This window comes from Protofrankia sp. Cas8, assembly GCF_963555845.1.
Taxonomy (GTDB): Bacteria; Actinomycetota; Actinomycetes; order Frankiales; family Frankiaceae; genus Protofrankia.
Genome location: NZ_CAUVXI010000094.1, coordinates 1 through 19,661 on the forward strand (window position 1 = coordinate 1; position 19,661 = coordinate 19,661).

19 protein-coding genes are annotated in these 19,661 nt (G+C 70.6%); 10 read left to right on the forward strand and 9 right to left on the reverse strand.

The genetic code is table 11. The features are described from left to right. The 4 genes from U9977_RS14825 to U9977_RS14840 all read right to left on the reverse strand — a co-directional run. Window positions 1-323 (reverse strand): acyl-CoA dehydrogenase family protein (locus U9977_RS14825; RefSeq protein WP_322749840.1); only part of this gene is annotated, 323 nt, incomplete at its 3' end. Then, window positions 323-1,465 (reverse strand): acyl-CoA dehydrogenase family protein, encoded by a 1,143-nt coding sequence (locus tag U9977_RS14830; protein WP_322749841.1) that lies wholly within the window; start codon window positions 1,463-1,465, stop codon window positions 323-325. The genes U9977_RS14830 and U9977_RS14825, both read right to left, overlap by 1 nt. 79 nt (window positions 1,466-1,544) lie before the next feature. Continuing rightward, a complete protein-coding gene (locus U9977_RS14835; protein ID WP_322749842.1) occupies window positions 1,545-2,579 on the reverse strand; it encodes an acyl-CoA dehydrogenase family protein in 1,035 nt (344 codons plus the stop codon). Continuing rightward, on the reverse strand, window positions 2,579-3,883 hold the full coding sequence (locus U9977_RS14840; RefSeq protein WP_322749843.1) for an acyl-CoA dehydrogenase family protein: 1,305 nt from the start codon (window positions 3,881-3,883) through the stop codon (window positions 2,579-2,581). The genes U9977_RS14835 and U9977_RS14840 overlap by 1 nt, the downstream gene beginning before the upstream one ends. Before the next feature lie 444 nt (window positions 3,884-4,327). Here U9977_RS14840 and U9977_RS14845 point away from each other — a divergent pair, with 444 nt between their 5' ends. From U9977_RS14845 to U9977_RS14875, 7 genes are all read left to right on the forward strand, one after another. Next, window positions 4,328-6,121, forward strand: a complete 1,794-nt coding sequence (locus U9977_RS14845; protein WP_322749844.1) for a class I adenylate-forming enzyme family protein — start codon at window positions 4,328-4,330, stop codon at window positions 6,119-6,121. 130 nt (window positions 6,122-6,251) lie between these two features. Continuing rightward, window positions 6,252-7,022: an enoyl-CoA hydratase/isomerase family protein gene (locus U9977_RS14850; RefSeq protein ID WP_322749845.1), complete on the forward strand. Its 771-nt coding sequence runs from the start codon at window positions 6,252-6,254 to the stop codon at window positions 7,020-7,022. Between the two features lie 100 nt (window positions 7,023-7,122). Continuing rightward, window positions 7,123-8,601 (forward strand): Zn-ribbon domain-containing OB-fold protein, encoded by a 1,479-nt coding sequence (locus tag U9977_RS14855; RefSeq protein WP_322749846.1) that lies wholly within the window; start codon window positions 7,123-7,125, stop codon window positions 8,599-8,601. Next, a complete protein-coding gene (locus U9977_RS14860) occupies window positions 8,598-9,758 on the forward strand; it encodes a thiolase C-terminal domain-containing protein (RefSeq protein ID WP_322749847.1) in 1,161 nt (386 codons plus the stop codon). The genes U9977_RS14855 and U9977_RS14860 overlap by 4 nt, the downstream gene beginning before the upstream one ends. A 17-nt stretch (window positions 9,759-9,775) precedes the next feature. Next, on the forward strand, window positions 9,776-10,951 hold the full coding sequence (locus U9977_RS14865) for an acetyl-CoA hydrolase/transferase C-terminal domain-containing protein (RefSeq protein WP_322749848.1): 1,176 nt from the start codon (window positions 9,776-9,778) through the stop codon (window positions 10,949-10,951). Between the two features lie 70 nt (window positions 10,952-11,021). Next, the gene (locus U9977_RS14870; RefSeq protein WP_322749849.1) at window positions 11,022-11,843 is read left to right on the forward strand and encodes a FadR/GntR family transcriptional regulator; all 822 of its coding nucleotides are present in this window, start codon (window positions 11,022-11,024) and stop codon (window positions 11,841-11,843) included. A 38-nt stretch (window positions 11,844-11,881) separates the two neighbouring features. After that, the gene (locus tag U9977_RS14875) at window positions 11,882-12,250 is read left to right on the forward strand and encodes a transposase (RefSeq protein WP_322749850.1); all 369 of its coding nucleotides are present in this window, start codon (window positions 11,882-11,884) and stop codon (window positions 12,248-12,250) included. A gap of 29 nt (window positions 12,251-12,279) precedes the next feature. Here the strand turns inward: U9977_RS14875 and U9977_RS14880 are convergent, their stop codons facing one another. The 3 genes from U9977_RS14880 to U9977_RS14890 all read right to left on the reverse strand — a co-directional run bounded on the left by U9977_RS14880 (window position 12,280) and on the right by U9977_RS14890 (window position 15,343). Beyond that, window positions 12,280-13,242, reverse strand: coding sequence for an enoyl-CoA hydratase/isomerase family protein (locus U9977_RS14880; RefSeq protein WP_322749851.1), 963 nt, complete (start codon window positions 13,240-13,242; stop codon window positions 12,280-12,282). 127 nt (window positions 13,243-13,369) lie between these two features. Continuing rightward, the gene (locus U9977_RS14885; protein WP_322749852.1) at window positions 13,370-14,374 is read right to left on the reverse strand and encodes an NADP-dependent oxidoreductase; all 1,005 of its coding nucleotides are present in this window, start codon (window positions 14,372-14,374) and stop codon (window positions 13,370-13,372) included. A gap of 264 nt (window positions 14,375-14,638) precedes the next feature. Beyond that, window positions 14,639-15,343, reverse strand: a complete 705-nt coding sequence (locus U9977_RS14890; RefSeq protein ID WP_322749853.1) for an SDR family oxidoreductase — start codon at window positions 15,341-15,343, stop codon at window positions 14,639-14,641. A gap of 282 nt (window positions 15,344-15,625) precedes the next feature. Between U9977_RS14890 and U9977_RS14895 the strand changes: the two genes are divergently transcribed. Both U9977_RS14895 and U9977_RS14900 read left to right on the forward strand, forming a co-directional pair. Continuing rightward, entirely contained in the window at window positions 15,626-16,294 is a 669-nt protein-coding gene (locus U9977_RS14895) for a TetR/AcrR family transcriptional regulator (RefSeq protein ID WP_416210620.1), read from the forward strand. Between the two features lie 104 nt (window positions 16,295-16,398). Next, a complete protein-coding gene (locus U9977_RS14900) occupies window positions 16,399-17,229 on the forward strand; it encodes an enoyl-CoA hydratase/isomerase family protein (RefSeq protein WP_322749855.1) in 831 nt (276 codons plus the stop codon). Window positions 17,230-17,538: 309 nt separating this feature from the next. Here the strand turns inward: U9977_RS14900 and U9977_RS14905 are convergent, their stop codons facing one another. Beyond that, window positions 17,539-18,810 carry an MFS transporter gene (locus U9977_RS14905; protein ID WP_322749856.1) on the reverse strand — a complete coding sequence of 424 codons (1,272 nt, stop codon included), beginning with the start codon at window positions 18,808-18,810 and terminating at the stop codon, window positions 17,539-17,541. Between U9977_RS14905 and U9977_RS14910 the strand changes: the two genes are divergently transcribed. After that, a complete protein-coding gene (locus U9977_RS14910) occupies window positions 18,809-18,961 on the forward strand; it encodes a hypothetical protein (protein ID WP_322749857.1) in 153 nt (50 codons plus the stop codon). The two genes, U9977_RS14905 and U9977_RS14910, sit on opposite strands and share 2 nt — an antisense overlap. A 15-nt stretch (window positions 18,962-18,976) precedes the next feature. On the opposite strand, the gene U9977_RS14915 is transcribed toward U9977_RS14910, so the two are convergent. Beyond that, complete coding sequence (locus U9977_RS14915) at window positions 18,977-19,414, reverse strand: winged helix-turn-helix transcriptional regulator (RefSeq protein WP_322749858.1); 438 nt, start codon at window positions 19,412-19,414, stop codon at window positions 18,977-18,979. Window positions 19,415-19,661 lie beyond the last annotated feature (247 nt).

The following is a 19,661-nucleotide window of genomic DNA, read 5'->3' on the forward strand; positions in this document are numbered from 1 at the left end:
CCCGCCGACCGCGCGTCGGCGAGCGGTGCGTCGGGGATCGGCAGGCCGGCCGCCGCCAGCAGCCAGCCGCCGAGCATGCCGGTCTCCGCCAGCGGCACCGCCGCGGCGAACCGCCCCGCGACGCGGAGCAGCACCGCGGCATCCCCGACACCGCCCCCGGACCCACCGCGTTCCTCGGGCACCGACACCCACGGCAGGCCCGCCTCGGCCAGCGCACGCCAGAGGTCGGGGAGCCAGCCGGCTCCGGCCCGATCCTCGGTCCGACAGAGGTCGGCGAAGATCTGGGTGGCTGACTCCTCGAGTAGCTCCCGATGGTCGTCCATCACAAGCCCTTCGCCACGATCGAATGCATGATCTCGGTCGTGCCGCCGCGGACGGTGAAGCCCGGCGCGACGAACATCGCCTCGGTCAGCAGCCGCTCGAACGCCGAGCCGTCGTCCGGTGAGAGGACTGCGCCGGACAGGTAGCGCAACGTCTCTACGACGTCCTGCTCGAACCGGGTACCCAGATCCTTCACGGCGGCCGCCTCCACTGCCGGATCCCGTCCGGCGTCGATGGCCTGGGCGATCGACAGCGAGAGGTTGCGGATCCCCCAGCACCGCGCCACCAGCGCTCCCACGGCGGCGGCGTCCTGCGGGTCGAGGTGGTCGGGGTCGAGTTCGCCGACGAACGCGCGGAGCACACGGAAAGTGGACAGCCAGCGGTCGGGCCCCGAGCGCTCGAATCCGAGCTCCGAGGTGACCTGTTTCCAGCCGTCACCGACCGCGCCCAGGACAAGGTCGTCGGGAACTCCGACGCCGACGAGAACGACCTCACTGAAGTCACGGCGACCGTTCAGCAACTCGATCGGGCGGACCTGCACCCCCGGCGCGCGTAGGTCGACCAGCAGCTGGCTGAGGCCGGAGTGCCGGTCACCACCGGCCGCCGGGCTGGTCCGGCAGAGCACCGCGAACCAGTGGTTCAGGTGCGCGGTCGACGTCCAGATCTTGGTGCCGTTGACCAGCCAGCCCCCGTCCACCCGGGTGGCGGTGGTACGGACGCTGGCGAGATCGGAACCGGAGTCGGGCTCGCTCATGCCGATCGAGAAGAAACACCGCCCGGCGCAGATCTCCGGCAGGAAACGCCGCCGCTGCTCCTCGGTGCCGAACCGGAGGATCTGTTGCGCGGTCTGCCGGTCCGCCACCCAGTGGGCCATCACCGGCGCGCCCACGGCGAGAAGTTCCTCCACCACGATGAAGCGGTCCACCGCCCCCCGGCCCTGGCCGCCGTACTCGGGAGGTACTCCCATGCCGAGCCACCCCCGGGCGCCCAACGCCGCGCTGAACTCCGGCGAATGCTCGCTGTCCAGACCGAGTCCCGCGCGTATGCCCAGGCGGGCCATCTCCTCGGCGACGAACGCGCGTATCTCGGACCGTAACGCGACTTCCTGCGCGGTCACTGTCACCGGGTCGAATCGCACCGACACCAGCCCCCTCTGCCGACCGAGCGGCCTACCGACCCTCGTCCCTGCCGCCGCCCCCCGGTGTCGGCGCCGCGCCGCCCGATCACAGCGGCGGCAGGCGCGGGACGGTGCCGCTGGCCAGAAGACGCTCGCCGAGCTCCCAGGTGAGGTCGTCGGCGCTCCCGAACAGCGTGTCCAGGACGTACCCGCGGCGCACGTAGCGGTGCAGCTCGTGCTCGACGGTGAAGGCGATCGCTCCATGTACCTGCTGGCAGTGGGTGGCGGCGGTGAGAAAGGCGCGGCCAGCGAGAGCCTTCGCCGCGACGGCCGCGAGCTCACCGCCGTCCTCCCAGGCGAACGCGACCGCGTCCTCGGCGGCGCAGCGCGCGACGTGGACGTCGGCCAGCCGATGCTTCACCGCCTGGAACGATCCGATCGGGCGGCCGTACTGTTCGCGCTGGATAACGTAGGTCACCGTCGCCTCCAGCATGGCCGCCGCGATCCCGACGAGCTGGCCGGCCAGGAAGCGGCGGGCCATGGCCGTAGCCGCGGCCACCCTGGGTCCGCCAGCGACGACGCTGCACCCGCCGGCGGCGACCGTGCCCCGGACCGCGAGCAGGCCGAGGTCGGGGTCGAGCCCACCCACCGGCACGACGCTCACGCTCGCGCTGGTCGGGTCTACCGCCACAACGCTGCCGTCCGTCGCGACCAGCAGGCGCTTCGCCCGTCCAGCGCCGGCCAGGACGAACCCGTCCACCACCAGCCCCCCGTCGAACCGGACGCCCGCGACGGCCGCCGCGGGGCCACGGGCCGGCAGCGGCGGCAGGACCACCGCGGTCACATCGTCGGCGGGCAGGCCGAGTGCGTGCAGCACCGCAAGATCGAGAGCTGGCCCGGGCACGAGGCCGCGGCCGCTCTCCTCCGCGAGCACCGCGAGCACCGCCGCCGCGCTGGTGCGGGAACCGGCACCAGCGCCGGCACCAGGATCAATGTCAGGATCGGCATCGTGTTCAAGACCGGGATCGACGAGGTCCGCCCAGCCCGATTCCAGCAGCGCGGTGGGAAGCGCCGCCGCCTCCGTCCCCCGGAGCACCCGGCACAGGGAGGAACGCACCAGGTCGAGTTCGTCGGCGTCCATCATCGCCCCCGAGGGAGACCGAGCAGCCGCTCGGCGATGAGATCCCGCTGCACCTCGGCGCTCCCCCCGTAGATCGTGGTGATGCGGCTGTAGGACCACCGGCGTCTCGACAACGCCGCGTCGTCGCCGTCATCGGTCACGAACGGCGGCCACAGCAGGCTGCGCACCGCGTCGGCCACGGTCTGCTCGGCGATCCCCAGCATCACTTTGTCGACGGAGATCTCCGGGCCGAGTTCCTGGCCGTCGCTGAGCGCGGTGAGCGTCCCCCGGCACTTCGCCCGCAGCGCGTAGTAGCGCAGGAAGGCGTCGCCGATGATCCCCGGGGCGGCCGGCGGCGGGGCTGGAGCCTCGGGACCGCGGGGCGTCAGGAGTTCCTCGAGCCGGGCCCGCAGATCCGCCTGCCGCTGCCAGGCGTACGCGCCCCGCTCGAACTGCATTAGGTACATGACCACCCGCCAGCCGCCGCCGACCTCGCCGACGACCTGGTCCCGGCCGACCACCGCGCCGTCCAGCCAGATCTCGGCGACTTCGGCCCGGCCGTCGACGCACGCGATGGGTCGGGTCGTCACCCCCGGGGTGGCGAGGTCGAGCCAGAACATCGTCAGGCCCCGGTAGCCGCTGTCCGCAGGACCCGTCCGGGCCAGCAGCGCGCACCCGGTCGCGACGTGACCGTCCGAGCTCCACGTCTTCTGGCCGGTGATCCGGAACTGGTCGTCGTCCGCCACCGCCCGGGTCCGCAGCGACGCGAGGTCGCTGCCCGCGTCGGGTTCGGAGAACCCCTGGCACCAGACCTCGTCCCCGGCGATGGCGGCGGCCAGGTGCTCGGTGGCGAGCCGGGGCGCGAACCGGACGAGCATCGACCCGACGATGTCGGTGTTGCCGAGCACCTCGGGCACGACATATCCGGCGGCCGCCAGCTCGTCGATCACGACCGCCCGCGCCAGCCGCGATCCCCCGAGCCCGCCGTGCGCCACCGGCCAGCCCAGACGCGTCCAGCCCGCGTCGAACAGCAGTCGCTGGAGCGGCCGCTGTTCGGCGAGCTGCTCCTCCAGGGACACCGGCCGTTCCCGGCGGAAGGGCTCCAGGTCTGCGCGGCGCTCATGAAGCCACCGGTGGAACCCGTCCCGTACGCCCGCCAGGGCCGCCTCGGGGTCAGCGGCGATCACATCAGGCACCGTCACAACTCTCCTAACTGGCGGCGAGAGAGCAGACGGCTCCCACCCGGCCGTCGCCGTACCGACAAAGCCAGCGCCGACCGAGCCGAGGTCAACCGCTCCGGCCACGTTCACGTAAAGCTCAGACATCTATACACATGGTTTTGGAAGCACGCAACCAATGAGACCCGCGAATCCCGAGCCCCCCGGCCTAGCGTCGTCGTCACGCGGGTGCCCGCGTGACGACGACGAGCGCCACGATGCCTCCGGGACTCCGCGATGTGCCAGCCAGGTGGTTCGCCTGGCAGACCGGCGCGTGCGCCGGCGACCCTGGCGGGTGCGGCGGCGGACCGCCATGCCCGTTCGGACCCCGCAGAGCCGCGTCCAGCCGAACCGGTGGGACTTCGGCCCCGGCGGGACCCGACTGGATCGGCAGGGCACCGCAGCAAAACTATCGTTATAGTCATCCGCGGATGGTCTTCAAAAGGCGCTGGGGTAGATCGCGGCACCGACCTGGCCGCATCCTGATCGCCCTGCCGGGCCACCTGTCCGGCAGGGGGCAGCGCCGAAGCCCGAACGGAGTACGCCACAGCCGTGACAGTGAAATCGCCGAAGTCGCCGGTTACGACACCCGGCCGGCCGGCTGCCTGCTGGCCCGCCAGGGACGGCACACCCTGGATCGACGAACCCGTCGGCGAACTGCTCGGCCGGCGAGCGCGAGCCTCTGCGAACCGCCCGGCCCTGTACTGGCTGGAGCACCGTGACCTGCGGGTTGTCACCTATGGCGAGCTGTACGTCGATGCGGCCCGCTGTGCCCGGGGGCTGGCGGCCGTGCTGCCTCCGGGCGGGTTCGTGGCGGTGTGCGCTCCCAACTCGGTCGAGTGGGTGGTGCTGGAGTACGCTGCCGCACTCGCCGGGGTCGTCCTCGTGCCGATCAACCCAAGCATGGCTGACCCGGAGATCGAGCACATCCTGCGGTTGACCGGGGCCGGCCTCGTACTCACGGTGGAGGCGTTCCGCGGCCAGCCGGTTGCGGCCCGCATCCGGATCCTGGCGGAGGCGCTCACCGTACCAGTCGCCGTGGACGATCTCTCGCTGTGGTTTCAGCGCACGATCATGAGCCCGGCGAACCAGGGGCCACCGGTGCCGCCACCGAGTGTGGCGCCGACCTCCCTGCCACCTGGGCCACCTGGGCCACCCGTGCCGCTGGCGCCGTTGCCACCTGGGCCGCCGCTCCCGACGGTTCGACCCGAGGACCCGTTCCTCGTGCAGTACACCTCTGGCACGACCGGCCGGCCGAAGGGAGCCCTGCACAGTCACGCCAGCGCGGTCAACGCAGCCGCCACCTGGGTCGCTGACTGGGATCACAGCCCGGACGACGTTCTCGTCGCTCCTGTCCCCCTGCACCACGTCGGGGCGTCGATCACCGGTCTGCTCGGTTGCCTGGCGACCGGCTCGGCCCTGGGCCTGCTGCCGGACTACGACCCCGGCGCAATCGTCGAACTGCTGCGGCGCAGCCACGCGACGGTGCTCGCGGCCGTGCCCACCATGCTCTTCGACCTACAGCGCCTGCCCGGTTTCGACGTCAGCGCGCTCACAGATCTGCGGATCGTGGTCGGCGGCGGTGCCGCTGTGCCGGCGTCCACCGTTGCCCGGATCGAAGCAGACTTCGGCGCACGGTTCGTCGTGTCCTACGGCCAGAGCGAGTCCCCCGCCATCCTGCAAACCCCCGCGGCGGACAGCGTGGAGGTCAAGGCGACGACCCTCGGCCGGCCGCTGCCCGGGAGAGCGGTCCGGATCGCCCGGCGTGGCGGCGACGGCGACGAGGGCTCCGAGGGCAGCGACGCCGGAACCGCCGAGCTGGATGAGATCGGCGAAATCTGCGTACGGACCCGGACCAGGATGTCGGAGTACCTACATCAACCCGAGGCGACCGCCGAGGTGATCGACTCGGACGGCTGGCTGCACACCGGCGACCTCGGCGCGATGGACGAGCGCGGGTACGTCAGTTTCCACGGCCGAGCCCGGGACGTGATCATCCGCGGCGGCGAGAACCTCTACCCCGGCGAGATCGAGGCGGTCCTGGCCGAACACCCGGCGGTGGCGGCGGTGGCGATGGTCGGGGCACCGGACGAACGTTGGGGTGAGGTGCCAGTCGCCTTCGTCCAGCTCACGCAGGCCGCCGCGTCCAGCGCGTCCGGGGCGTCCGGGGCGTCCGGTGAGGGGGCGGCGGAGGGGCAGCTCCGCGAGTCACTCGAGGCGCACGGGCGGGCGCGGTTGGCGTCCTTCAAGGTGCCTCGCCGCTGGTTCTTCGTCGAGGCGATGCCCATGACGGCGTCCGGCAAGATCCGCAAGGTGGAGTTGCGGGAGCGTCTGACCGACCAATGACCACCACTGTCCTGCCCCAGCCTGCCCTGCCTGGCCTGGTTGGCCTGCCGCCCAGGTCGACGGGGTCGCGCGGGGCCACGCGGGAGCGACGCGCGCCGCGGCGTACCACCCCACGAGAGGGAGACCAGACATGGACAACCCGTTCGCACCGGACCTGCTGATCGAGGAGGACGGTCCGGTCCGCATCGTGACGATGAACCGGCCCGAGGCGCTCAACGCGTTCAGCCCGAGCCTGCACGCGGCCGTCGCGAAGGTGTGGCGGCACGTGGCCGACGACCCTGACGCGCGGGCGGTCGTGTTCACCGGAGCCGGGCGCGCCTTCAGCGCCGGCGGGGACATGGAGCTGTTTCGGGTCATCGCGAAGGACCGGGAGCAGCGGCGCCGGCTGCTCGACGAGGCGCGGACGGTCGTCCTCGAGCTGATCGAGTGCCCGCTGCCGGTGATCGGCGCGGTCAACGGGCCGGCGATCGGGCTGGGCTGCAGCCTCGCGGTCCTCTGCGACCTGATCGTGATGTCGGAGCAGGCCTACCTGTCGGACCCGCACGTCTCGGTCGGGCTGACCGCCGGCGACGGTGGGGCGCCCACCTGGCCGACGGTAATGAGCCTGCCGCGGGCTAAGGAGTACCTGTTCACCGGCGATCGCATCACCGCCGAGACCGCACTCCAGCTGGGCATCGCCAACCGCGTCACCCCGGCCGAGACGACCCTGGCCACCGCCCTCGAACTGGCCCACCGCCTCGCGCAGCAGCCGCCGCAGGCGCTGCAGAGCACGAAGCGCGCGGTCAACATGCACCTGCGCCGGGCCGTGGACGGCGTCCTGGAGTACGCGCTGGCGGCCGAATACCACTCCTTCGACACCGACGAGCACCACGAAGCCGTCTCGCGCTTCCTATCCCGATAGACCCATCCCCAGCCCCGCACCCGCACTCTCCGCAGCCCGTTTCGGGTCAGAGTGGGCGGTGGAAATGCAACCGGCGGCGCTCGTGAAGAGAGGTGACGGCGTGACGGTCCATCTGCGGGCTCTGGCGACCCATCTGCCAGCGTGGGGAACCGTCCAGATCCGGCTGGGCGGCCCGGACGAGGACGCGGTGACCCTCGCGGTGGCCGCCGGCCGCGCTGCCCTGGCCGCGGCCGTCGCCACCGGGCAGGCCTGCGGGGTTGACCGGGCCGGCCCCACCGACAGCGCCGGCGCGGCTGACACGGCAGGTGAGGCCGGCTGGGCCGACCTGGTCGAACGAGTGGTTCTGGTCACTCGGGATGTGCCGTTGCTGGAGGGCGGGAGCACCGCCGTGCTGCTGGCGGGGCTGGATCTGCCGGACAGCGTGCCGGCGGTCCAGATCCTCGGCGGTGCGCCGGCCGCGCTCGACGCGGTGACCGGCGCCCAGCCGGGCACGCTCGTCATCGGGGTCGACGTCGCCGGCGCGGCCGGGGCTGGAGCCGGGGCGGCCCTGGTCGGCGACGCGGGCACGGCGTTGCGGCCGCTCGCCCGCTGTGACCGCAGCCTGCCCGTCCTCGTCCGGGACGATCACGGCCGGGTGTCGGACTACGCCGACGCCCGGTTGCTGCGTGACCGCGGGCTGCACGCGAACCTCGCCCGGCTTGCGTTGCCGGGCAGGCCGATCGCCGTCGCCGGACTGACCGGCAACGAGGCGAAAGCCGTGACGGCGGGTGGGGCGGGCAGTACTCCGGCGCCGACTACCGGGGCCAGCGCGGTGTTCTTTGCGCTGGCCGGCGTGATCGGCCAGGCCGAAGCCGGGCCGCTCCTCGCGGTGGAGCAGGCGACGCTCGTGGCCGCGGCCGTCGAACCCGCGCCGGCAACGGCGACGGCAGCCACCGCCGCGCCCCAGACCCAGACCCAGACTCAGACCGCGGCCCAGGCCCCGGCTCCGACCCGGACCGCGCTCGCGGTCCACGCGCCCGCGCCGCGCGCCCTGCCGGTCCGGCGGATGTCCTCCGAGGCCCAGATCGCGATCTCGTTGCCGGCCTACGAGCGGGCTTTCGACGCCAAGGTCCGGCTCCGCGCCGGCCGGTGCGGCACGTGCGGGACGTTGTCCCTGCCACCCCGGTCACGGTGCCTGGAATGCGGCATGGAGGGTTCCCCTGAGCTGGTGGCGCTGCCACGGGAGGCAACCGTCTACTCGGCGGTGACGATCAACGTTCCGGTCCCCGGGCTGGCCACCCCCTACAGCCTGGCTCTGGTCGAGCTGGGCGATAGCGGCGTCCGGTTGCTGACCCACGTCACCGACGCCGAACCTGGAGCGGTCGCGATCGGTGACCGCGGCCGCGTGCTGCTCCGTCGCGTCGCGATCCGAAGCGGAGTGCCGGACTACGGGTACGCGTTCGCCCCGTCCAAGCCCACACCCGAACCCGAACCCGAACCAGAGCCGGCGGCCGCGGAGACATCTGTGCCCTTGCCGGTGCCCGCAACACTCACGTTCACATCGAGCGCCGGTCCGGTCTCCAGGGGGGTCCAGGGATGAGAAAGGTAGCGATCGTCGGGGCAGGGATGACTCCGTTCGGGGAGCACTTCGACCTGGGTATCAAAGATCTCCTCCCGCTCGCGGTGACGGAGGCGCTGGCGAGCGTCGACCGTGGGCTCGACCGGACGGCGATCGACGCCGCGTGGTTCGGCGAACTGTCGACCACCGACGGCTTCCCCTCCGGGGTACTGGCCGATTCCTGCGGCCTGCTCGACATCCCTGTGACCCGGATCGAGAACGCCTGCGCGACCGGCAACGACGCGCTGCGCAACGCGTTCTTCGCCGTCGCCAGCGGGCATGTCGACGTCGCGCTCGTCGTCGGCGGCGACAAGGTGCGCGAAACCTCGGCCCGCGCCACCTTCTGGGACTGGATGGCGATGACCCGCGACATGGCCTGGGACTACCCGCTCGGCCTGGTCGCGCCGGCCAACTTCGCCCTGCACGCGGCCCGTTACCTGTACGAATCCCCGGCGACCCGGGAACACATGGCCATGGTCGCGGTGAAGAACCACCACAACGCCGTGACCAACCCGAAGGCGCATCTGCGCTTCGAGATCACGATGGAGCAGGTCCTGGCCGCGCCGATGATCGTCGCCCCGTTCGGGCTGTACGACTGCACCCCGCAGAGCGACGGTGCGGCCGCCCTGGTCATCGCCGGCGAGGACGTCGCCGACCGCTACACCGCGCACCCGGTCTGGGTGCGCGGGGTCGGGCTCGGCCTAGACAGGATCATGCACCAGCACAAGCGGGACATGACGACCTTCCCGGCAACGGTGAAGGCGGCGAAGCAGGCCTTCACGATGGCCGGCCTCTCCCCCGCCGACGTCGACGTCGCCGAGGTCCACGACTGCTTCTCCGCGGTAGAACTGATCAGCTATGAGGACCTCGGGTTCTGCGACCGGTTCGGCGCGGCCGAGCTGGTCTCCTCCGGCGCGACGACGCTGCAGGGCCGCATCCCGGTCAACCCGAGCGGAGGCCTCAAGGCCAAGGGCCACCCACCGGGCGCCACCGGCGTCGCCCAGTGCGTGGAGCTGGTCGAACAGCTTCGCGGCGAGGCGGCGAACCAGATCGACCGGGCAAGGGTGGCACTCGCGCACAACATCGGTGGGCCGACGGCGGTGTCAGCCGTCACGCTGCTGTCCACCGACAGTGGCTGACCAAGGAGTCGCCGACAGTGGCTGACGCCGGGACCGCCGCGCTGCGGGACCTCATCCGCGCCGGCTCCCGGATCGCGATCGCCGACGGCGTCGGCGCCCCCCGTGCCGTATCCGCCGAGCTGAGCGCGCTCGCCCGCGGGTACGGCGACGTATCGCTGCTGCTGGGCTGGGTGCCGGCCGCCGACCCCGGGCTTGATCTCACCGCGTTCGCCGAGGTCCGGGCGCTGATGGGTGGCTGGGGGTTGCGCCGCGCGATCGACACCGGCCATGTGCGCTACCTGCCCGTCGCCTTGGGCGCGACTCCGGCATTGGTCCGCGGCCCGCTGCGCCCCGATGTGCTCGTCGCCGCGCTCGTCGAGGTACCAGGCGGTTTCGCGTTCGGTAGCGAGGTGTCCTGGATGCGGGCCGCCGTCGGCGCCGGCACCGTCGTCGCGGCCGTCGTCAACGACGCGCTACCACGGGCCGACGCGGGCCCACCGCTACCGGCTGACCAGGTGGTCGTCGTCGCCCGCGCCAACCAGCCGCCGCTGGAGATCCCGCCCGCGCGGATCGGTCCGGAACACGCGGCGATCGCGCGGCATGTCGTGACGTTGATTCCCAGCGGTGCACGGGTGCAGGTCGGACCCGGGCCGCTCGGCGCCGCCACCCTGGACGCGCTGCGGGTGCCTGTGTACCTCGACACGGGGCTCATCCTCGACGGGGTGGTGGACCTCGCTGAACGCGGGCTCCTGGCGGGCAGCTCGATGGCCAACCCGATGGGTGCCTACCTGGCCGGCAGCCGTCGGCTCTACGCCTGGGCCGACCAGCGCCCGATCCTGCACCCCGTCGAGGTCACCCATGACGCCCACCGGCTGTCCACCGGGATACCGTTAATCGCTGTCAACACGGCTCTCGAAGTGGATCTCGACGCGCAGGTCAACGTGGAAGGCACCGCGGCATCAACTCTCGGCGGCATCGGCGGGCACCCCGACTTCGCCGCCGGCGCGGCCCGTTCCGACGGGCTATCCGTGATCGCCGTCCCGACCCGGCATGCCAGGAGGTACACCCTGGTCGACCGGCTCAGCCGGCCGACGAGCACGCCGGCCCACGACGTCGACGTCGTGGTGACCGAGCAGGGGGCGGCTGACCTCCGCGGCCTCGACCGGGCCGAACGCCGCAACGCGCTGCTCAGGCTGTGGGGACGCCAACCGTGAAACCGCAGGTAGAAATACCACCGGTGAGGCAGTCATGGCCGGTAACACCATCGGCAAGGAAACCATGAAAGTGAGCACCGTGAGTCAGAGCACCGCGGGTGAGCGCACAGCGGGTGGACGCACAGCGAATGAAGGCGCAGCCGGCGGGAAAGCGGTCGAAGCCGGCCGCAAGCCGAAAATCGCGGAGGTGACGGCGCGGGCCATCGGTGACCGGATCGTCGACCAGTCACTCACCGAAGGCGCCACGCTGCCGAACGAACGGCTCATGGCCGAGGAATTCGGGGTAGGCCGGACAACGATCCGGGAGGCGTTGCGCCTGCTGGAAACCCAGGGCGTCATCCGGATCAAACCAGGACCGGGAGGCGGGCCCCAGGTTCGCCGCCCCCGCCCCGACGACCTCGTCGGCGCGATGACCCTGATCCTGCAGTTCCTCGGAGCGACACTCGACGAGGTCGCGGTCACCAGGGAAATCATCGAAACGGCGGTCACGGCAATGGCCGCCGAACACGCGACGCCCGACGACCTCGCCGGCCTGCAACAGACCATCGACACGATGCGGGCCAACCTCACCGACGACGCCGTGTTCTACCCCCAGAACGACGCCTTCCACGCCCAGCTCGCCCGAGCCTGCGGCAACACCGTCCTGCTGGTCATCGCCGAAACACTGGAACGGATGACCGCGAACACCAGCACCGAGGTCGAATACCCCGCGCGCACCCGGGCCCGCATCGCCGACGCCCACCAGCGGATCGTCGACGCGCTCCAGGACCGCGACATCCGCGGCGCAGCCGACGAAGCGGACGAGCACATGGGCGAGTTCCGCCGCTACGCCCGCCGGCACTACCCCCACCTACTCAACGAACCCGTCCGCTGGACCTCCAACGACCGCTAACCGCCAGCCGGCCACCCGCTGCCCGTAAGAGGTCGCGGGTGGTACCAGCTGTTCTTCACCCTCACCAACAAGCTGTCCTTCCACGGTGCCGCCGCCGACCAACACGGACGATCTCACGGCGACCGGTTCCACCCGTCGGCACGTACCACGACGCGTCGACCCCAGCCCGTCGGCATTTTCAGAAACGCTCAACAATCGCCGCCCAAGACCTGCGGCTGATCTGCCGGGCCCGCGACCGAGACGACGCCGAGCAGCGGCCGTACCGCTGGCTGGTGCACTGCCCTGACGCCGCCATCCCCGAGCTGGCCCGCCTTGCCCGCACCATGGATGCGTTGCGAGAGGCGCTGTTGGCCCATTTCGACACCGACGGATTCAGCAACGGCCCGCGCGAGGCGATGAACTGCTGATCAAGAAGAAGCCACCAAATGGGCTCAATCTACTCGCTTGAACTACCTCCGATACGACCGGCGCTGAGTGCCCGTGCGTACGTCTCCCGATCCAACAGAGGGAGCTCGCCAGTGGCGTCCGTGGTGGCAATATATTCAAGCATCCGCCGCTGAGCTTCCTTTGATTGATCCCTAACTAGGAACTCAGCGTGCTCAAGCTGCAAGCCGCGTTCGAGCGACAGAGAGCTGCCAAAGTATATGGATCGCTTAATTGCTCCGAGAGATTTCTTTGATCGTAGGCTCAGGTATTCTGCGCGCTCTATCGAACGCGCGAGTACCTCTTTCTGTGGCACCACTTCGTCGACTGCACCGAGCGAGAGCGCCTCTGCTGGTGTAAATGGCCTGCCTTCGAGAACAGCAACTAACGTTTGCTGGGTACCAATTAGACGAGGCAATCGTTGAGAGCCTCCGCCACCCGGCGTAAGTGCGAGCAGGACTTCTGTTAAGCCGATGGCAAAGTCCCCGTCTGCCATGATACGCAGATCACATGCCCATGCCAATTCCGCGCCGACGGCAAGTGCCGAACCATTGAGTGCCGCAATGAAGATGGTGCCGCTTGCATTCATCTTCAGGAAGGTCGCGTGGAAGCTATCGAGCTGCAAAAGTGTCTTGAGCCGGGTCATCCCCGCGAGCGTTCTGACAATTGGCAATCTATTTATGAGTCTCGCCGTACGCGCGACAAGCCCGGCGAGGCGTGTATTGATGGGCGGGAATCCAGTGCCACCTTTTTGTAGCCAGCGAACGTCAGAATGACTCAAGAAGCGATCAGGATGCGTGCCAGTGAAGACGACCGCGTGGATGTCCGGATCGCGGTCTGCGCGATCAACCAGTTCTTTCAATTGTTTGGCGATCGTGGCATCAAACAACGCATGCGGGCCTCCGTCGATACGAGCGACAAGTACCCCGGTGTGGCCTTCAACGGCAATGTGTCCTGCGGGCTGCGAGTTATCCATGTGATCCTCCGGTGAGTCGGCTGTGGTCGACGGTCTCAGGCACTCGTGCGGGTCACGCTCCGCGTGAAACGGCGACGCATTCTGTGCGCAGGGGCGTGCCGGCCCGGCGGCCTGGGCGGCAGGGGCGTCATTTCATGCGGACGACGACCTTGCCGGCCCGGGTGCGTCCTTGCTCAAGGTGGGCCAGGGCTTCGCGGGTCTGTTCGAAGTCGAAGACGCGGTCCACGACCGGCCGGATGATCCCGGCGTCGATGAGGGCGGTGAGTTCGCGCAGTTGGTCACCGCTGGCCTTCACGAACAGGAACGAGTACGTCACCTGGTGTCGCCGGGCACGCCGGCGGATCCGGAAGCTCAACGCGGCGATTGCCAGCCGGATGACGGGATTGGCGCCCAGTTCCCTGGCGTAGGTGGGGTCGGGTGGCCCGGCGACGCTGATGACTGTCCCGCCGGGCTTGAGCACCTGCAGGGACCTGTCGAGGGTTTCGCCGCCGACGGTGTCGAGGACGACGTCGTAGTCGTGCAGGTTCGTCTCGAACGCCTGCTTCTGGTAGTCGATGACGACATCCGCGCCGAGGTCCTTCACCAGGTCGGTCTTCGTCGCGCTCGCGGTCGTGGCCACGCTCGCGCCCAGGTGTTTCGCCAGTTGGATGGCGATGGTGCCGACGCCGCCGGCGCCGGCGTGGATGAGGATCTTCTGGCCGGGTCGCAGGTCGGCGAGTTCGACCAGAGCCTGCCAGGCGGTCAGTCCGACCAGGGGGATGGAGGCGGCCTCCTCCATGGTGAGCGTGGTCGGTTTGGTGGCGACGTCGTCCTGGTGGATGGCGATGAGTTCGGCGAACGTGCCCGTCCGGTTCTGGTCCGGGTGTGCGTAGACCTCGTCGCCGACGGCGAAGCGCGTGACGCGGGCACCGACCGCGACGACCGTGCCGGCGAGGTCGTTGCCGAGGACGAACGGCGCCCGGTGCGGCAGGATCACCTTGAGGTCCCCGTTGCGGATCTTGAGATCGAGCGGGTTGACGCTTGCCGCGTGAATCCGGACGAGGACGTCGTGATCGCCTACCTGCGGATCCGGCACATCACCGGCGCGTACGGTGTCGGCGCCCCCGTAGCGCTCGACCACAAATGCCTTCATCATTGTCTCCGTCTCTGGTTTGCGCTGCTCACAGCAGTGCAAAGATTGCTTTTCGGTCAGCGCGGCGTCGTCGCAAATCTCGTCTCAGGGATGAGCACTCGCCTTGGCTTTCACCAGGAGCGGACCGGTGACGTGCTCGGTGTTTACGGCGTTCGCCCGCAGCCGCCGGACCGGTGCCGTGACCAGTGCAGGCGGCTGGCGCCGGCCAGCAGGTGGCGCGGTTTCGCCGCCGGTCGGACCTGCTCCGGCTGTGCTGACCGCTAATTAGGGCAGGAGCTGGGCGAGTCGGGTTCCGATCGGCTGGTGCAGGCCGGCGCGGACCGCGCGGGTGAACTCGTCGGCCAGGATCTCCACGTCGCCCTTCTCGACACCGTCGAGGACTTGGCGGACCACGTCGGCGGGATCCGACTTGGCGGCGTCGATGCTGGCGACCATGTCGGTGTCGACGTACCCGACGTGGACTCCGACGACCTGCACGCCCCGGGGTCCGAGTTCCAGGCGCATGGCGTCGGTGGCGCTCCACACGGCCGCCTTGGATACCCCGTAGGTGCCGCCCGTGGGGAGCCAGGACGCCACCGAGGCCATGTTGATCACGATGCCGGAACGCTGCGCCAGGCGGTCGGCGAAGGCCGAGGACACGGCGAGCGTGCCGAACAGGTTCGTCTCCAGTTCGCCGCGCAGGGTGGCGGTGTCGGCGTCCAGGACCGAAACGCCGCGGGCGATGCCGGCGTTGTTCACCACGACGCTCACATCCTGCGCGGTCTCGGCGGCGCGGGCCACCGAGCCGGCGTCGGTGACGTCGAGCTGCAGCGGCACCACGCGCGGGTCGTCGGCGACGATCGTCTGCGGGTCGCGGGCGGCGGCATAGACCTTCGCGACCCCGCGGTCGAGGAGCTGACGCACGAACTCCCGGCCCATGCCGCGGTTCGCACCGGTCACGAGGACGGTCTGGTCGACGAGCTGAGTCATGTCGTTCTCCGGGAGTCAGGGCGCTCAGTCGGACGCTGAGTGACGAGTACGCCGCTGTACGGGGTTGTTTCGCAGACACGCGGCGGGCCATCTGCTGGATCGCCTGGTCGACTTCGGGTACGCGGCCGGCGGCGACGATGAACGAGCAATGCGATTACACTCATACGACCATAGAGTGAGAGAACGGCCAGGAGCAAGCCCCTGGGCGAAATTAAATTATGGCCGTACTCTCAATCTGATCGGGGGGTGGTCGACGCGGGTCGCCGGCGGGTGAAGGAGTGTGTGGTGCGAGACGGGAGAGAGCGCAAGCAGATGACGCGGCGGCGGATCATCGAGGCGGCCGGGTGCCGGTTCAAGACCGACGGCATCGACGGCTCGGGGATCGCCGCGCTCATGGCCGACGCGGGACTGACCAACGGCGCGTTCTACGCCCGCTTCGACTCCAAGGACGACCTGGTCGTCGCCGCGGTCGCCGACCAGCTCCGCGAGCAGCGCGAGGGCCTGAGCGCGGCGGCACCCGGCCACGCCGGAGCCAAACAGTTCCTGCGGGAATACCTCTCGATCCGCCATCGCGACAGCCCCGAGGACGGCTGCCCGTCCGCCGCCATGCTCGACGAGATCGCCCGCAGCGCGGATGCCGCCCGGCGCGCGTACACCGAGGGCATGCTGGCCGTCATCGACGACGTCGCCGCCCGGGTGGCACCCGACGATCCACAGTCGGTGCGCGCGCAGGCGCTCAGCATCTACGCCCTGATGGTCGGGACGCTGCAACTCTCCCGCGCCCTGGCCGATCGCCGACTCGCCGACGTGGTCCTCGAGCAGGGCATCCGGAGCGCCCTGACGCTGCTCGGCGCCGAAGACCGGCGATGGGGCGAGCCACGGGCAAGCTGCACTTCCGCGAGACCGTCGTCGACGGCCTGGAGAACACCCTGGACGCGTTCCTCGCGATGATGCGCGGCGAGAACGTCGGAAAGATGGTCGTCCGGCTCTGAGGCATGTGCGGCGGGCCGCTTGCCCGCTCCCATCGAAACAACTACCACGAGATGAGTCATCCGATGAGCCAGCCCAGCACGATCCGCCTCGAGCGCACGACACCGCGGACCGCCACGATCACGTTCGCGAATCCGCCGATGAACCTGGTGGTTTCCGAGACCGTGGTGGCGCTGCACCGGATCGTCCGCGACCTCGACAACGACCCCGACATCCAGGTCGTCGTCTTCTCCAGCGAGGTCCCCGACTTCTTCTTCAACCACTTCGACGGCGCCGAGGCCGGCAACCTGCCCGTGCCCGAGCACGAGGACGACGCGCCAGTCTGGACCGACCTGGTCCTGCGGTTGAGCAAGGCCGCGTACGTCAGCATCGCGGCCATCCGGGGCCGCACCCGCGGCGCCGGCAACGAACTGGCCCTCGCCTGCGACCTGCGGTACGCCAGTCGGGAAAAGGCGATCTTCGGCCAGCCCGAGGTCGGTGTCGGCATCGTCCCCGGCGGCGGTGGCGCCGAGCGGCTCCCCCGCGCCATCGGCCGCGACCGGGCGCTCGAGGCCATCCTCGGCAGCGCCGACTATGACGCCGACCTGGCCGAGCGCTGGGGATGGGTCACCCGGACCCTGCCGGACGCGGAACTCGACGCCTTCGTCGACGCGACGGTCGCCCGCCTCGCCTCCTTCGACCGGCAGGCCCTGGCCACCGCCAAGGCGATGGTCGGCCGGGCCACCCTGCCGCCGGACGCCGACCTGATCGCCTCCTACGGCGTGTTCGTGGACTCGCTGACCCGCCCGGCGCTCCTGCCCCGGGCGATGGCGCTCGGCGCGCTGGCCGCCGACAAGGGCCTGGACGTCGAATACCAGCTGGGCGAGTACCTCGGCGTGATCAACCAGAACCTCTGATCGTCTCCTCCGCGCGGCGGCCCCCCGGCGCGTGGGGCACTGAACCGAATGCGGGGTACGCCGTGCGCGGACGGCGTACCCCACGCCGCTCCTGCGGGCAGCTCGTGCCCGGGCAGGACCGTCTCCAAGCCGGGTCGACGAGCTCGTCCAGATCTTCGGTCCGCCCGCCAGCGTCGTCCCCGGCCTGCACATCGGGGTCCACGCCGACGCGGCCGGCCCGGTCGAACGGCGGGCACCAGAAGCGCTCGGGTTCATCAATATCGAAGCGCCCGCGGAGACGAACCGAAGCGGTGGTGGCGCGTGACACGCTCAGGTGCGAGCGCGGGTTGGCGAACCCACGCCTGGGCTGCGCCCGGCGTATCCCAGCCCGCCGAGCGCGAGCAGCATCCAGCCGGCCAGGTATCCGAACGCAGCCGGGGCGGAGACGGCGGTCCATATCGCGCCGGCGATGGCACTGGCGGCGACGTTGCCGGCAGCCTGGACGGTGGCGAGCAGGCCGAACGCGGAGCCGCGGATGTCGGGCGGGGCGAGGCTTGCGACGGCGGTGTGCTGGGCGGTTTCGACGCAGCCGATCGCCAGGCCCGCCGCGGCGAACGGCAACGCGAGGAACGCCACGTTGGCACCGGCGAAGGCGAAGCCGGCGTAGGCGGCGGCGAACAGGCCGACACCGGCGGTGAGGACGCGGATGGCGCCGTGCGGGCCGAGCCGGTCCGCGAGCCGTCCGGCGGGCAGCGACGCGAGAGTCGCTGCGATGTTGTAGAGGATGTAGAGCGCCAGCGCGAGCTGGGTAGCGCGCTCTTGGCCGTGGCCGGGGCGCAGCAGGTCGGTAGCGCGCAGGATGAGCAGGGTGGCGGCGACGTTACCGACCTCGAACGCGGCGACCGCGGCCATCAGCGGGCCGAGCCCCGCCGCGAGCACCGGGCGGACGCGGACACGCAGCGGCACCCATGGGCGGGGCTCGGCTTTCGGGGCGTGGTGAATGGCGTAGACGATCGCGGCGGCGGCGAGCAGCCCGGGGATCACGGACAGGCCGATCGCGGCGCGGACACCGATCGCGGCGACCAGACCGAGCGCGAGCAGCGGCCCGAAGATCGCGCCGAGGTTGTCCATCATCCGCTCGAAGCCGTAGGCACGTCCGTAGACGGTCGGGGCGACGACATCGGCAAGCAGGGCGTTGCGGGCTGGCACTCGCAGGCCGCGGGCCGCCCAGGCGCCGGCGCGCAGCACCCCGACCTGCCAGACCGCGGTCGCCGCTCCAGTCAGCGCGCCGAGTGCGGCGGTGCTGATGTAGCCGCCGACCGCGACCCGCCGACGGCGGTGCGGGTCGTCGGCGAGCGCGCCGCCGACCAGGCGGGCGGTGCCGGCGAGCCCGTCGGAGACCCCTTCGATCAGCCCGAGGGCGGCGGCCGGCGCACCGAGAGTGACGGTGAGCAGGCTCGGCAGCAGCGCGGTGGGGATCTCGTGGCCGACGTCGGCGAGCAGGCTCGCGGTGCCGATGCCCGCGACCCCACGGGTCAGCCACCGGCCCGAGCCGGCTTCCACGCGTGGGCTCGTGTCCGGCTGGGTAGCGGGGCTGGTCATGACAGGCAGTCTGCCGGCGGGCCGTCATACCCACGCGTGCGCCCTGCTGGTCGCCTGCCTCGACGACATCGATCAGCAACCGAGCCCGGATGTCGTCGCCGTGTTCCGCGCGCTCCAGCAGCCGGACCCGCGCGACGTCCGCTCAGCGTGACCCAGTCAGGCACCCTCACGCCGGCGTGTTCGTCCGGCGGATGCGGGCCTGGGCCCGTGCCCGCCGGTCCAACTCCAGCAGGTCCTCATGGCGCGCGGCCCATTCCGCCAGCGGTATGGACAGGGCCAGGAGCTCCTGCACCGCCGCAGTGAGCCGGTAGGAGGCGGAGAACGGGAACTGGCGTTCCCGCGTGTGCGCGACCAACCCACGCTGCTCCATCCACCGCAGCGTCCGGTACAACACCGCGTCGCGGATGATCGGTCGCGGCCAGCGCCGGCTGCGCGGCGTGCCAGCGGTGCGGATGCTCTGCAACAGGCCGGTGTACGGGCGCGGTCCCGCCGACAGCGCCGCCAGCACATCCGGCAGCCACACGGGGTTCAACAGGCCCCGCAGATCGTGGAGCAGACTGCCCCAGTCATCGTCAGAGATCGTCACGTCGCTCGTCGCGCTCACCTCCACCACGGGCCAGCAACAGGTCGCGTCGATGTGGACTCGTTCTGTCCCGCAGTGCGACTGTCTCGTCGCGATGGGGAGATCGAAGTCCATCTGTGCGACAGGTAGAGCACTCAGACTGACTGATGTGGGCGTTATGCGACAGAGGACACCACAACAACGAACAACCCAACAGGTGTGCGTCTCGTGCGGATTGCCGGTCATCGACGATCTCTACAGGCGCCATTCGCGCCATGTACCTGCAACA